The 13,000-nt window shown below is 75.2% G+C and carries 12 protein-coding genes; 7 read left to right on the top strand and 5 right to left on the bottom strand.

The genetic code is table 11. The annotated features are described in order from the left end of the window. Window positions 1-17 precede the first annotated feature (17 nt). Complete coding sequence (locus Drose_RS23100) at window positions 18-1,880, bottom strand: anthranilate synthase family protein (RefSeq protein ID WP_260723390.1); 1,863 nt, start codon at window positions 1,878-1,880, stop codon at window positions 18-20. A gap of 103 nt (window positions 1,881-1,983) precedes the next feature. On the opposite strand from Drose_RS23100, the gene Drose_RS23095 reads away from it, so the two are divergent. The 6 genes from Drose_RS23095 to Drose_RS23070 are packed head-to-tail and all read left to right on the top strand — an operon-like array spanning window position 1,984 to window position 7,589. Further along, window positions 1,984-2,766 carry a 2-amino-3,7-dideoxy-D-threo-hept-6-ulosonate synthase gene (locus Drose_RS23095; RefSeq protein ID WP_260723389.1) on the top strand — a complete coding sequence of 261 codons (783 nt, stop codon included), beginning with the start codon at window positions 1,984-1,986 and terminating at the stop codon, window positions 2,764-2,766. After that, window positions 2,763-3,875 (top strand): 3-dehydroquinate synthase II, encoded by a 1,113-nt coding sequence (locus tag Drose_RS23090; RefSeq protein ID WP_260723388.1) that lies wholly within the window; start codon window positions 2,763-2,765, stop codon window positions 3,873-3,875. The genes Drose_RS23095 and Drose_RS23090 overlap by 4 nt, the downstream gene beginning before the upstream one ends. Window positions 3,876-3,882: 7 nt before the next feature. Beyond that, window positions 3,883-4,632, top strand: coding sequence for an amidohydrolase family protein (locus Drose_RS23085; RefSeq protein WP_260723387.1), 750 nt, complete (start codon window positions 3,883-3,885; stop codon window positions 4,630-4,632). Further along, window positions 4,629-5,918 carry an AMP-binding protein gene (locus tag Drose_RS23080; protein WP_260723386.1) on the top strand — a complete coding sequence of 430 codons (1,290 nt, stop codon included), beginning with the start codon at window positions 4,629-4,631 and terminating at the stop codon, window positions 5,916-5,918. Before Drose_RS23085 ends, Drose_RS23080 begins: the two co-directional genes overlap by 4 nt. A 13-nt stretch (window positions 5,919-5,931) precedes the next feature. Beyond that, window positions 5,932-6,981, top strand: a complete 1,050-nt coding sequence (locus Drose_RS23075; RefSeq protein ID WP_260723385.1) for an FAD-dependent monooxygenase — start codon at window positions 5,932-5,934, stop codon at window positions 6,979-6,981. Beyond that, window positions 6,975-7,589: an isochorismatase family protein gene (locus tag Drose_RS23070; protein WP_260723384.1), complete on the top strand. Its 615-nt coding sequence runs from the start codon at window positions 6,975-6,977 to the stop codon at window positions 7,587-7,589. Before Drose_RS23075 ends, Drose_RS23070 begins: the two co-directional genes overlap by 7 nt. On the opposite strand, the gene Drose_RS23065 is transcribed toward Drose_RS23070, so the two are convergent. The 3 genes from Drose_RS23065 to Drose_RS23055 form a co-directional block, all read right to left on the bottom strand. Then, window positions 7,568-8,638: a helix-turn-helix transcriptional regulator gene (locus Drose_RS23065; RefSeq protein WP_260723383.1), complete on the bottom strand. Its 1,071-nt coding sequence runs from the start codon at window positions 8,636-8,638 to the stop codon at window positions 7,568-7,570. The genes Drose_RS23070 and Drose_RS23065 overlap by 22 nt on opposite strands. A gap of 108 nt (window positions 8,639-8,746) precedes the next feature. Then, a complete protein-coding gene (locus Drose_RS23060) occupies window positions 8,747-9,475 on the bottom strand; it encodes a class F sortase (protein ID WP_260723382.1) in 729 nt (242 codons plus the stop codon). 4 nt (window positions 9,476-9,479) lie between these two features. Beyond that, a complete protein-coding gene (locus Drose_RS23055; protein ID WP_260723381.1) occupies window positions 9,480-10,013 on the bottom strand; it encodes a hypothetical protein in 534 nt (177 codons plus the stop codon). A 212-nt stretch (window positions 10,014-10,225) separates the two neighbouring features. On the opposite strand from Drose_RS23055, the gene Drose_RS23050 reads away from it, so the two are divergent. Beyond that, the gene (locus Drose_RS23050) at window positions 10,226-10,348 is read left to right on the top strand and encodes a hypothetical protein (protein WP_260723380.1); all 123 of its coding nucleotides are present in this window, start codon (window positions 10,226-10,228) and stop codon (window positions 10,346-10,348) included. 32 nt (window positions 10,349-10,380) lie between these two features. On the opposite strand, the gene Drose_RS23045 is transcribed toward Drose_RS23050, so the two are convergent. Then, on the bottom strand, window positions 10,381-12,993 hold the full coding sequence (locus Drose_RS23045) for an EAL domain-containing protein (protein ID WP_260723379.1): 2,613 nt from the start codon (window positions 12,991-12,993) through the stop codon (window positions 10,381-10,383). Window positions 12,994-13,000 lie beyond the last annotated feature (7 nt).

Below are 13,000 nucleotides of genomic sequence, written 5' to 3'. Positions count from 1 at the left end.
ACGTCGTGGGGGGATCCTCAACCGCAGATTGTCTGGGATGTCGATGATCGAGGTGAACAGCCGTTCGGGTGACGTCGCGGTGACGGTGGGTTCAACACGTCCGCCAGCATGTCACGCAGGATAGCCGGTCCGTGTTCGGTGAGGACCGATTCGACATGGAACTGCATCGACCGTACCCGAGGCATGGCCAAGGTGTGCACGGCGCCGGTGTCCGGATCGCGGAGGGCCGTCACCGGGGCGCCGGTGACCGGGGAGCGGAACGTGTCGGCGCCGCTCACCGCGACGAACGTGTTGTAGAAGCCGACCCTGCCGTACGGCGGGACGACCCGCTGGACGCCCTGCTCCGGCCGGGCGAGGCGGCGGATCGGCAGGCCGAGCTCGTCGGCGAGGACCTGGTGGCCCAGGCAGACGGCGAGGAACGGGGTGCCGGCGGTCAGCAGTTCGCGGGTGATCGCGTGCAGCCGCGCGATCCGCGGGTCGTCGCGGTCGGTCGGGTCGCCGGGGCCCGGCCCGACGACGACGGCGTCGTGGCCGTCGAGCCTCGCGGTGTCGTACCGCTCGATCCGCACCGCCGGGCCGAGGGCCCGCACCAGCCGGGCGAGCATCGCGGTGAAGTCGTCCTCGGCGTCGACGACGAGGATCCGCCGGCCGGCGAGCCAGGTGCCGGCGCCGTCGGTGCGGCCGCCGCGCCAGAAGTGCGACAGGCCGGTGTTGCGGGCCGCCAGCTCCGGCAGCAGGCCCGCCGGATCCGCGCCGAACGCGGCCGCGGTCGGCACGGGCGCGGGAGCCGGTGGCCACCCGCCGAGCAGGGCCGCCGCCTTCGCGCGGGTCTCGGCGGCCTCCGCGGCCGGGTCGGAGTGGCGCACCAGGGTCGCGCCGACGCCGATCCGCACCCGGCCGGCGGCGTCGATGTCGGCGGTGCGGATGAGCAGCGCCGAGTCGAGCGTGTCCCGGCCGATGATCGCGACCGCGCCGCCGTAGTAGCCGCGCCCGGTGCGCTCGTGCGCCGCGACGACCCGGCACGCGGCCGCGATCGGGCTCCCGGTCACGGTCGGCGCCGGCATCGTCTCCAGCAGCACGGCCCGCGGGTCGAGTGCGGACGGTCCCTCGATGAGGTACTCGGTGTGCGCCAGCCGCGACATCGGCCGCAGCCAGGGGCCGCGCAGCCGGCCGCCGCCGGTGCAGACCCGGGCCATCGTCTTGAGCTCCTCGTCGACGACCATGAACAGCTCCTCGGCCTCCTTCCGGTCGGCCAGGAACTCGAGCAGCCCCGCGCGGGTCGGCCCGCCCGGCGGGTAGCGGTACGTGCCGCTGATCGGGTTCATCGTCGCGGTACCGCCGGCCAGCCGCGCCTGGCACTCGGGGCTGGCCCCGACCAGGGTCCGTCCGGCGCAGTGCACGAGGAACGTCCAGTACGCGCCGCGCTCCGCGACGAGCAGCCGGCGGAACAGCGCGAGCGCGGCGCGGCCGGGCCGGTCCGCGAGCGCCGCCCGGTACTCGCGGCGGATCACGAAGTTCGACCCGGTGCCGCCGCCGATGTCGCCGGCGACGACGGCGCGCACCACGCCGGCGTACTCGTCGTCGCCGAGGTCGAAGCCGCCGCCCGCCAGCCGCACCGGCGCGTCGGGCAGCCGGGCGAGGGCCCGGCGGAGCGGCAGCTCGCGGTGCCGGTCGACCCGGAACGCGAGCAGCGGCGCGCCGTCGTCGACGCAGGGCAGGCCGCGTTCGGCGATCTGCCGGTACGGCACCGCGGCGAACACCGGGCGGTCGCCGACCGGCAGGTCGGCGATGCCGGCCGCCGTCACCGGCGCACCGGTGAGGATCTCCAGCCGGTCGCCACGGCCCCGGCACACCAACGCGAAGGCGGTCATGCGTCTCATGCGCAGCACCGTGGCACCGCGCCGCGACGCCGGACAACTACTCGAACTGGCAGCCCACAGAGGTAGTGGAGGACGGGGCAGCGCCGGGCCTACGGTCCGGAGCATGCCAGTGCATGACACCTTCGCCCGGCGCGTCCGCCTCCAGCACCTCCACCGGCGGGACGCGGCCGGCCTGCTCGTCGTGCCGCTCGACCACTCCGTCGCCGGCGGCCCGATCGTCCACAACGGACAGCTCGACCGGCTGATCGGCCAGATCAGCGACGGCGGCGCCGATGCCGTCGTCCTGCACAAGGGTGCGGTGCGGCGCGTCGCCGCCCGCTGGTTCCGCTCGATGTCGCTCATCGTGCACCTCAGCGCCGGCACGACGCTGGCGCCCGACCCCGACCACCGGTACCTCGTGTGCACCGTCGAGGAGGCGCTGCGGCTCGGCGCCCACGGGGTCAGCGTCCACGTCAACGCCGGCTCGGCGACCGAGGGACGGCAGATCGCCGACCTGGCCGCCGTGGCCGGCGAGTGCGACCGCTGGGGTGTGCCGCTGCTCGCGATGGTCTACCCGCGCGGGCCCGGCATCGGCGACGGCCGCGCCCCGGACGTGGTCGCGCACGCCGCGGCGCTCGCCGCCGACCTCGGCGCCGACCTCGTGAAGACCGCGCTGCCCCGCTCGGCGGCGGCGATCGCCGCGGTCACCGCCGGCTGCCCGATCCCGGTCCTCGCGGCCGGCGGCGGCACCGGGGACGACGTGCTGCCGCACCTCGCCGACGCGATGCGGGCCGGTGCCGGCGGCGTCGCCGCCGGGCGGCTGGTGTTCACCGCACCCGACCCCGCCGCGATGACCCGCCGGGTCGCCGCGGTCGTGCACGACCGGACCCCGGCGGTGGCCCGATGAGCGACAGCAAACAGTGCTGGATCGACGTCCGCGGCGCGGGCGAGCTCAAGGCCGCGCTCTGCCAGGAGGCCATCCACCACGGCCTCGACGCGATCGTCGCCGGCGACCCGGCCGATCTGGCCGGGCTGCCGCCGACCGTGACCCGGGTCCTCGTGCCGCCGGACGGCGGGCTCGACGGCGAGTTCGGGGAGGCCGACCTCGTGGTGGTCGACCCCGCCGTCCACGGCGAGCCGGCCACGCTCGCGGGCAGGTTCCCCGGCTGCCGGTTCGGCGCCTTCGTCGAGGTCACCGACCCGGACAGCCTCGCCGTCGCGTGCGACAGCGTCCGCCGCGACCCGTGCACCGTGCTGTCGTTCCGCGACCCGACGAACATCCCCCTCGAGATCGTGCTCGCCGCGGCGGCCGACGCCCGCGGCCTGATCGTCAACACCGTCGCGTGCGTCGAGGACGCGACCGTGAACCTCAGCGTCCTGGAGCACGGCCCCGACGCGGTCCTGCTCGCGCCGGCGGCGCCCGGCGAGGCGGGTCGGCTCAAGGAGGCCGTCGGGCGCCGCTCGCCCGACCTCGAGCTCGTCGAGCTCACCGTCACCGGCATCAGCCACGCCGGCACGGGGGAGCGGGCGTGCGTCGACACCTGCGCGCACCTCGGCAAGGACGAGGGCATCCTGGTCGGGTCGCGGTCGAAGGGCATGGTGCTGTGCGTCAGCGAGACGCACCCGCTGCCGTACATGCCGACCCGGCCGTTCCGCGTTAACGCCGGCGCGATCATGTCGTATACGCTCGCCGATCCCGAACACACGCGATACCTCAGCGAGCTGCGCGCGGGCGCCACCGTGCTCGCGGTCGGGGCGGACGGGCGCACCCGCACGGTCACCGTCGGCCGCGTCAAGATCGAGACTCGGCCGCTGTTGTCGATCGACGCCGTCGCCGAGTCCGGCGAGCCGGTCAACGTGATCGTCCAGGACGACTGGCACGTCCGCATCCTCGGCCCGGGCGGCGCCGTGCTGAACTCGACGGCCCTCAAGCCGGGCGACCGGATCCTCGGCCACCTGCCCCGGCGGGAGCGGCACGTCGGCTACCCCATCGACGAACTGTGCCTCGAACAGTGACGCGGCGATGATCGTCGACTTCCACGCCCGCCTGGCGCCCCGGCCCGGGGCCGCCGAGGCCCTGCTCGCGGCGATGGACGGCGCCGGGATCACCCGCGCCGCCGTCGCCGCCGGCGGCCTCCTCGACCTCGACCGGCTCGCCGAGCAGATCATCGCCGGCGGCCGCAGCGAGGCCGCCGCCGACAACGAGGCGGTCCGGCGGGCCTGTGCCGGCTCGGCCGGCCGGCTGCTGCCGTTCTTCCTCGCCGACCCGCGCCGCGACGTCGCCGCCTACCGCGCCGGGGCGGCCGGCTACCGCGGACTGGAGCTCTCGCCCGCGGTCCACGGCTTCCGGCTCGACGAGCCCGGGGTAACGGCGCTGGTGCGGGTCGCGGCCGCCGCCGGGCACCCGGTGTACGTGGTCTGCCTCGGCCGGCCCGGCACCCGTGCCGAGGACCTCGTGCGCCTGGCCCGGGCGCACCCGGAGGTCGCGTTCGTCTCCGGCCACTGCGGACACACCGGCCTCGACACGAGCGGCCTCACCCGGATCGCGCCGGTCCCGAACATCCACGCCGAGCTCTCGGGCTGCCTCACCGTCACCGCCCGGCTGGCGGTGGAGCGCCTCGGCCCCGGCCGGGTCCTGTTCGGCACCGAACATCCGCTGCAACACCCGTCGGTCGAGCTGGCGAAGCTCGCCGCGCTCGGGCTGTCCGACGGGGACCGGGACCAGGTGGCCGGCGGCAACGCCCGGCGGCTGCTGCGATTGGAGACGCTGTGACGAACCCCGAGCCCGGCGACTGGTCGAGCTACGCCGGCCTGGCCCGGCTCCAGCGGGAGCGGCTGCCGCTGCTGCTGGAGGCCGCCGCCCGAGCGCCGTTCTACCGCAAGCGGGGCGTGCCCGCCGACCTGGCCGAGGCCCCGCTCACCACGAAGGCGGACCTGCGCGACGCCTACCCGTTCGGGCTGCTCGCCGTCGACCGGTCCGAACTGGCGACCTACCACGAGTCGAGCGGCAGCACCGGCGCGCCGACCGCGTCCTACTACACCGAGGGTGACTGGACCGACCTCGCCGAGCGGTACGCCCGCAAGTGGGTCGGCATCACGCCCGACGACCTGTTCCTCGTGCGCACCCCGTACGCGCTGATGATCACCGGCCACCTCGCCCACGCGGCGGCCCGGCTGCGCGGCGCGACGGTGGTACCGGCCGACAACCGGTCCCTCGCCATGCCGTACTCGCGGGTGGTGCGCGTCCTGCACGACCTCGGCGTCACGCTGACCTGGTCGCTGCCGACCGACACGCTGCTGTGGGCCGCCGCCGCGGCCGTCGCCGGCTACCGGCCCGGCGCGGACTTCCCGGCCCTGCGGGCGATCTTCGTCGGCGGCGAGCCGCTCAGCGCCGCGCGGCGGGCCCGCATCGGCGAGATCTGGAACACCAGGGTCGTCGAGGAGTACGGGGCGACCGAGACCGGCAGCCTCGCCGGGGAGTGCCCGCAGGGGCGCCTGCACCTGTGGGCCGACCGCGCGATCTTCGAGGTCCGCGATCCGGCGACCGGCCGGCTCACGCCGGACGGGCGCGGGCAGCTCGTCGTCACTCCGCTGTTCCGCGAGGCGATGCCGCTGCTGCGGTACGCCATCGAGGACGAGGTCGAGGTGGCCTACACCGACTGCCCGTGCGGGTGGTGGCTGCCGGAGGTGCGGATCCTCGGGCGCACCGCGTTCGGCGGGCGGACCGCCTGGGCCGACCGGGCCGGGCTCACCCAGCTCGGCGTCGAGGAACTCGTCTTCGGGCTGCCGGCCGAGTTCGGCGTCATGTTCTGGCGGGCCCGCGCCGACGCCGACCGGCTGCGGATCGAGATCGAGGTGGCCGAGCGGTACCGCACCGCCGCGGTCGGCGCGCTCACCGAGGCGGCCGGCCGGGCGTACGGCATCACCGCCGACGTCGCCGCCGTGCCGCCGGGCGGGCTGGTGCCGTACCACCTCCTCACCGCGACCGCCGAGGTCATGAAGCCTCGCGCCCTCTTCGGCGCGGGCGAGGACTGGGACCGGGCACTGCGCTACTACTGAGGGAGGGATCGTCGTGCCGGACACCGGGATCGCGGTCGTGGGCGGGGGCATCGCGGGCCTCACGGCCACGCTGGCGCTGGAGGCCGCGGGGCTCGGCTGCGCCGTCTTCGAGCGCGACGCCGCGCTGCCCGGCGGGGGCGGCGGCATCCAGCTCCCGCCGAACGCCTCGCGCGTGCTGGACCGCCTCGGGCTCGGGCCCGCCCTCGACGCCGTCGCGGTGCGGCCCCTCGCCCGGGAACTGCGCCGCTGGGACGACGACACGCTCGTCGGCCGGGTCGAGCTGGGCGCGGCGGCCGAGCGGCGGTACGGTGCGCCGTACCGGACGCTGCGCCGCGCGGACCTGCTCCGCGTGCTCTTCGAGCGGTGCGCCGCCGCAGTGCGCTTCGGTCACCGGTGCATCGGCGTCGAGGAACACCGGGGCGGGGTCGAGCTGCGCTTCGCCGGTGGCGCCCGGCACCGCTCCGGCGTCGTGATCGGCGCCGACGGGCTGCACTCCGCGATCCGCGGCTGCATCACCGTCGACGACGTGCGGCCCTCCGGCCACACCGTCCACCGCGCGCTCGTCCCCGCCGCCGACGTCCCCTGGCCGGCCGGGCCGCCGCGCGTGCTGGTCTGGCTCGGCCCCGGCCGGCACTGCGTCTGCTACCCCGTCGGCGATGCCGTCAACGTGGTGGTGGTCGTGCCGGCCGGCACCGGACTCGACGCCGCCCGCGAGGGCTGGCATCCGCGGGTGCGTGAGCTGCTCGCCGCCGCCCGCGACACCGTCCACCATGGACTGTCCGACCGGCCGCCGATGCCGAGGTGGCACCGGGGACGCCTCGCCGTGATCGGCGACGCCGCGCACCCGATGCTGCCGTTCCTCGCCCAGGGCGCGGCGCAGGCGATCGAGGACGCCGCCGCCCTCGCCGTGAGCCTGCGTACCGGCGGCGGCTTCGACCGCTTCGAGCACAGCCGGCGGGCCCGGGTCGACCGGGTCGTCGCCGCCGTCCACAGCGGCGTCCGGGCCGGCGACCACGCCGTGCCCGACACGCTCTCCGACCACGATTGGCTCTACGGATGCTGACCATCGCGCCCTACCCGATGCCGACCGCGCGTGACCTCACCCCGGGCCCGGCCCGCTGGCGGCCCGACCCGCGCCGGGCCGTCCTGCTCGTCCACGACATGCAGTACTACTTCCTCGGCCGCTTCCCGGCGGGCGAGTCGCCGACCACCGAGCTGCTCGCCAACGTCGCGACCCTGCGCGCCGCCGGCCTCCCGGCGATCTACTCGGCCCAGCCGGGCCGGATGAACCGGGCCGACCGCGGGCTGCTCCACGACTTCTGGGGACCGGGCATGACCGACGACCCGGCCAGCCGCGGTATCGTCGCGGAGCTGGCGCCCGGGCCGGACGACCTGGTGGTGACGAAGTACCGGTACAGCGCCTTCCACCGCACCGGTCTCGCCGGGCATCTCCGGGCCATGGGCCGGGACCAGCTCGTCGTCTGCGGGGTCTTCGCCCACCTCGGCTGCCTGCTCACCGCGTGCGACGCCTACGCGCACGACATCCAGCCGTTCCTCGTCGCCGACGCCGTCGCCGACTTCAGCGCCGAGGACCACCGGCTCGCCCTGCGCTACGCGGCCAGGGCGTGCGCGGTCACGCTCACCACCGCTCAACTCGTCGAGGCCCTGTAGAGCGACGCCAGCTCGACCCGGGACGCGATGCCGAGCTTCCGGAAGATCTGCCGCAGGTGATAGTTGACGGTGTGCGGCGAGCGGCCGATCCGCCGGGCGATCTGCTGGTTGGTCAGCGCCCGGCCGACCAGGCGGGCGATCTCCCGCTCCTGCTCGGTCAACGCGCCCCAGCCCGGCACACCGGGGTGCGCCCGCTCGCCGCGGAGCGCGACCACCACGGGCCGCGGCAGCGACGCCTCGACGACCTCGCGGACCAGTTCGTGGCCGAACATCAGGACGTCACCGGCGCCGGTGACCAGGCCGGACGCCATCGCCTCGTCGACCGCCGGCAGCAGCGCGGCGGTGCCGCAGCCCAGCACGCGCGCGAGCTCCAGCAGCCCGAACGCCGGTCCGATCGTCGAGGCGACCTGGAGGGCGCGCCGCGTCGGCGCGGACAGCGCGGTCAGCCGCTGGGCGAGCCGGGCCCGGGTCCGGGCCGGCAACCGGGGCGCGAGCAGCACGGCCCGGCCGTCCTCGACCGTGACGAGCCGCTCCTCCAGCAGGCCGGTGGCGAGGTCGTCGAGCGCTCCGGGCAGCCCGGCGGCCACCCCGGCGAGCGCGACGACCGCCGGCTCGGGCCGCCCGCCGAGCAGTTCGGTCAGCAGCTCGGTCACCGCGTCGGCCGGCAGCGGGCCGAGCGTGACCCGGTGCGCGCCGGGCCGGGCGGCGGCCCCCGGCGGCCAGTCGGCGCCGGTCCGGCGGGCCAGCACCACGAGCACCGCGGTGGTCCGCGCCAGCGTGTCGAGCGCCGGCCAGACCCGCGGGTCGATCCACTGTGGATGCTCGCAGGTCAGCACCAGCGTGGCGGCGGGCGCCGGGCACGGCAGGTCGCCGGGCCAGTCCGCGTCCAGTACGGCCGTCGCGGGACGCTGCCGGGCGCGGTCGGCGAACCGGCGCAGGAGCCGGGTCTTGCCGCTGCCCGGCGGCCCCTCGACGACCGCGACGGTGAGCGATCCGGGCCGGGCCCGGTCGAGCAGTTCGCGCAGCAGTCGATGTTCGCCGTCGTGCATCTCTCGCTTCCCCCCTTGTCGTGCCCCTGTACCGATGGTGCGGCGGCCGGGCCGCCGATACCGGCTACCGATGGGGATTGCAGCAAGAGTGCGCAGGGCCGCCGGCGCTCAGCCGGTCGCGGTGAGCCGGGCGGAGACCACGATGTTGCCGCGGTACGAGCGGTGCAGCCGGTCGAACGTCCCGCCGCACGTGACGAGCCGCAGCGCCGGGTAGGCCACCGGCCCGTAGACGTCGTCGGTGGGGAAGTCCGGCTTCGGTACCGCCACGACGCTCTCGACGGTGAACGTCGCGCTGCTGCCGTCGGCGCGGCGGACGGTGGCCGTGTCACCGGGGCGCAGCTCGCGCAGCCGGTAGAAGACGGCGGGCCCCTCGGCGGCCGTGTCGACGTGGCCGAGGATCACCGACGGCCCGGTTTCGCCGGGGGTCCTGAGGTTGCGGTACCACCCGGCCGGTGCCTTCGCCCGCAGCGGCGGGACGGCGACGGTGCCGTCGGCGTTGAGCCCGAGCTCCATGAGCGCGGTGTCCACGCGGATGGCGGGGATCTCCAGCCGGACCGGCACGGAGGCGCCGAGCGCTCGGGGCGCTCGGGGCGCTCCGGACGGCGGGGTGCCGGCCGTCGCCGTGGCCTGCTCCTGTGCCGCGGCCTCATCCTGTGCCGTGCTCCGGGACGGTGCCCGCGCCACTTGCTCGGCCCTGGTCGGCGCCGGCGGTGGCGCGGCGCCGACGACCACGAGCGTCAGCCCGCCGATCCCGAGGAACACCGTGAGCGCGTCGAGGGCACGCCTGTGCCTCGCGGCGGCGGTCAGGCGGTCCCTCAGGACCGTGGTCCTTGCCATGCGGTCACAGCCGGTCGGTGCGGGGTCGCATGCGGAAGACGGTGAGGGCGGTCGCGGCCAGCAGGAGCACGATGCCGGCCGCCGCCAGGACCGGGCTGCGCATGCCGAGCCCACCACCGCCGCCGGTCCCGGGCGCGCCGCTGGGCGTGAGGGCCGCGCTGCCGTCGCTCGGCTCGGCCGTCCCGCCGCTGCCGGCTCCGCTGCTGCTGCTGCCGGCTCCCGTACTGTCGCCGCCGCCGGGTGCGGGGCTCGCGCTGGTCGTGGCCACGCCGGACGCGCTGCCGGTGTGCCGGGCACCCCCCGAGGCGTCACCCTCAGGGGCCGCCGAGCTGGAGCCGCCGTCCGGCGCCGGACGTGGCGGGACCGAGCCGGACGCCGACGGGCCGGGCGCCGCGGTGCCACCGCCGCCCGAATCGTGCCACGCACAGTAGGCCAGCAGCGACAACAGCAGCACGATCAACGCCACGACGCCGGCCGCGGCCGCGGTCTGGTTCCTGGAGGAGACGCCGGCGTGCGCCCGCCGGCCTGGTTCGGCCATGACACCATCCCTCCGTGAGCATCCGCCGTGCGCAAGTCGGTGGTACCCCGCACGACTGATTCCATAACGATCGATGGTCCCGCCGCTGGTCAGCCGTATGGTCACACTTCCGCGCACGGAGGGCGAACTCAAGGGCGACCCGCCGGTGACACTGGCGGGGGCGGCTCGAACTCGGAAAGATTTGTCCGGTAGCGTACCGGCCGGGAGGGCCTGTGGAACCAGAGGAAGACGACTCGAGCACCCAGCCGAATTCGAGCGCCACCGGACTGATCATCATCGGCCTGCTCGGCATTTTCGTCATCATCGGTTTCCTCTACACGACGATGACGGGCTGACGCCTGCTGCTGACGGCCAACGAAACCCCGGGTCACGCCTCCGCCGGGACGAGCGCGCCGTGCGACAGCAGCGCGTCGAACTGCGGCCGGGGCACCGGCCGCGAGAAGAGGAAGCCCTGGCCGACCGGGCAGCCGAGGCGCCGCAGCTCCGCGCACTGGGCGGCGTCCTCGATGCCCTCGGCCACCACGTCGAGGCCGAGCGCGACCGCCAGGTCGACGATCGCCCGCGCGAGTGCCGCCTGTTCGGGCCCTTGCGCCACGCCGTCGACGAACGGCTTGGGGATCTTCAGGATGTCGATCGGGAAGGCGTGCAGCCGGGACAGCGAGGAGTAGCCGGTGCCGAAGTCGTCGACGGCGAGCCGCACGCCGAGCGCCTTGAGCTCGGCGAGGCGGTTCGCGGCCACCTCGGCGTCCTCGCTCAGCAGCGACTCGGTGATCTCCAGGGTCAGCGACTCCGGCGGCAGTCCACTGTGGAGAAGGGTCTGGCGCACGTACAGTACGAGTGCCGGATCCTGCACCTGACGGGGCGACAGGTTGACGCTGATCCGCAGCGGCCCGGCATGCCGCCAGCCGGCGGCGGCCCGGCACGCGGTGTTGAGCACCTCGTAGCCGAGCGGCAGGATCAGGCCGGTCTCCTCGGCGAGCGGGATGAACCGGTCCGGCGTGATGTCACCCTTCTCCGGATGAGCCCAGCGGACCAGGGCCTCGGCGCCGATGATCGCGCCGCCGTCGAGGTCGACCAGCGGCTGGTAGTACACCTCGAGCTCGTGCCGCTCGATGGCACCGCGCAGGTCCTCGGCGAGGTCCAGCTTCTCCACGAGGCCGGCGTGCATGGCGGGTGCGAAGTACGCGAACCGGTTGCGCCCCTGCCGCTTCGCCATGTGCATCGCCACGTCGGCGTCGCGCAGCAGCTCGTCGGCGTCGGGCCGGCGGTCGGGGTCGGGCAGCGCGATGCCGACGCTGGCCCGGGGCTGGATCTTCCGCCCGCCGACGGACAGCGGCCGGCGCAGGGTGGCGAGCACCCGTTCGGCGACCCGCGCCGCCTCGGCGACGTCGTCGAGGTGCTCCAGCAGCAGCGCGAACTCGTCGCCGCCGAGCCGTGCCGCGGTGTCCGCCGAGCGCAGGCAGGTGCGGAGCCGGTCGGCGGTGGCGCGCAGCAGCGCGTCGCCCGCGGCCCGGCCGAGCGAGTCGTTGATCGTCTTGAAGTCGTCGAGGTCCACCACGAGCAGTGCGATGCTGCGGTACGGGGTGCCGCGCCGCTCGAGCGAGTGATGGATGCGGTCGGCGAGCAGGGCGCGGTTCGCGAGACCCGTCAGCTCGTCGTGGAACGCCTTGTGGGTGAGCTGCTCCTCGAGCGCCTTGCGCTCGGTGATGTCGCGGGTCGTGAAGAGGTACCCGCTGGTGTCGGCGTCGTCGACGACCCGGCCGACGGTCTCGGTGACGACGTCCTCCCCGTCGGCGCGGCGCAACCGGCACTCGATCGGGCCGAGCCGGGCGCCCGGCACGCCGGTGCCCATCAGCGCCACGATCCGGTCGCGGTCGTCCGGATGGACCAGGTCGAGCAGCGACGTGCCGAGAAGCTGCTCGGGCCGGTGGCCCAGCAGCGTGACGGCCGACGGCGTCGCGTACTGGATCACGCCGTCCCGCCGGCAGATCGACAGCACGTCGGTCACCTGCTCGGTGAGGCGCTGGAACCGGTCCTCGGCGCGCTGCCGCTGCACCTCGCGCAGCGCCCTGACGAGATCGGCCATCCGCACGATGACGAGCACGAACAGGACGCACGACGCGGTGAGGAACACGGCGAGCTCGGTCGCCGCCGACGACTTGATGGTGATGACGACCGGGATGAGCAGGGACGCGACGGCGAGGAGCACGGCGAACCGCAGGCCGCTCAGACGTACCGCCCCGGCCGGCATCCGCCGGTCGACGGTCCGGATGTCCGGGTGCAGCGCCGCGCAGCCGACGGCGATGTAGAAAGCGATCCAGCCGACGTCGACCCAGCTACCGGCGTGGAACCGGCCGTGCAGCGACTGCCACGTGAACACGGCGTCGGACGCCAGCAGCGCGACCATGGCGGCGAATAGCAGCCGGATCGGGGCGCCGCGAGCGGCCCGGCCGCCGCCGAGGCGAGCCAGCACCGCCAGGACGAGGATGTCGCCGAGCGGGTAGCAGATCGCGAAGAACCGGTCGCTCGTCGGGATCGTCGGCGCGGCAAGGTACGGCTCGATGAGGAACACCCAGCTCAGCAGCGCCACGCCGACGGCGACGATCGTGCCGTCGAGCAGTGCCGCCCGGTTGCCGCCCGGGTTCTGCCGCCGGACGATGATCGCCAGCGCGACGGCGAGCGCCGGGTACAGCGCGAGGTAGAAGACGTCGGCGATCGTCGTGCCGGTCGACGGGTCGCCGTGCACGAACTGCGGCCAGTAGAAGAGCGCCTCGCCCACCGTGTACGACGCGAGCCCGGCCGCGGCGAGCAGCCACGGCAGTGGCCGGGCGGGCCGGAAGCGGGCGACGCCGATCAGGACGGCGCCGACCGACGACGCCGCGATCACCGTCCACAGGACCGTCTTGAGCGGCGAATCGGGTGTCAGATAGTACACGACACCCAACCCGACAGTCGTGGCGACGTAAGCCCGGAGCAGCACGACACCC

It is taken from the genome of Dactylosporangium roseum (assembly GCF_025264685.1).
Classification (GTDB): Bacteria; Actinomycetota; Actinomycetes; order Mycobacteriales; family Micromonosporaceae; genus Dactylosporangium; species Dactylosporangium roseum.
This window is presented reverse-complemented; position numbering and strand designations above follow the sequence as displayed.

Coding starts and splice junctions, on each gene's coding strand:
- Drose_RS23100 (WP_260723390.1), bottom strand. CDS start 1,880: ATGAGACGCATGACCGCCTTCGCGTTGGTGTGCCGGGGCCGTGGCGAC.
- Drose_RS23095 (WP_260723389.1), top strand. CDS start 1,984: ATGCCAGTGCATGACACCTTCGCCCGGCGCGTCCGCCTCCAGCACCTC.
- Drose_RS23090 (WP_260723388.1), top strand. CDS start 2,763: ATGAGCGACAGCAAACAGTGCTGGATCGACGTCCGCGGCGCGGGCGAG.
- Drose_RS23085 (WP_260723387.1), top strand. CDS start 3,883: ATGATCGTCGACTTCCACGCCCGCCTGGCGCCCCGGCCCGGGGCCGCC.
- Drose_RS23070 (WP_260723384.1), top strand. CDS start 6,975: ATGCTGACCATCGCGCCCTACCCGATGCCGACCGCGCGTGACCTCACC.
- Drose_RS23065 (WP_260723383.1), bottom strand. CDS start 8,638: ATGCACGACGGCGAACATCGACTGCTGCGCGAACTGCTCGACCGGGCC.
- Drose_RS23060 (WP_260723382.1), bottom strand. CDS start 9,475: ATGGCAAGGACCACGGTCCTGAGGGACCGCCTGACCGCCGCCGCGAGG.
- Drose_RS23055 (WP_260723381.1), bottom strand. CDS start 10,013: ATGGCCGAACCAGGCCGGCGGGCGCACGCCGGCGTCTCCTCCAGGAAC.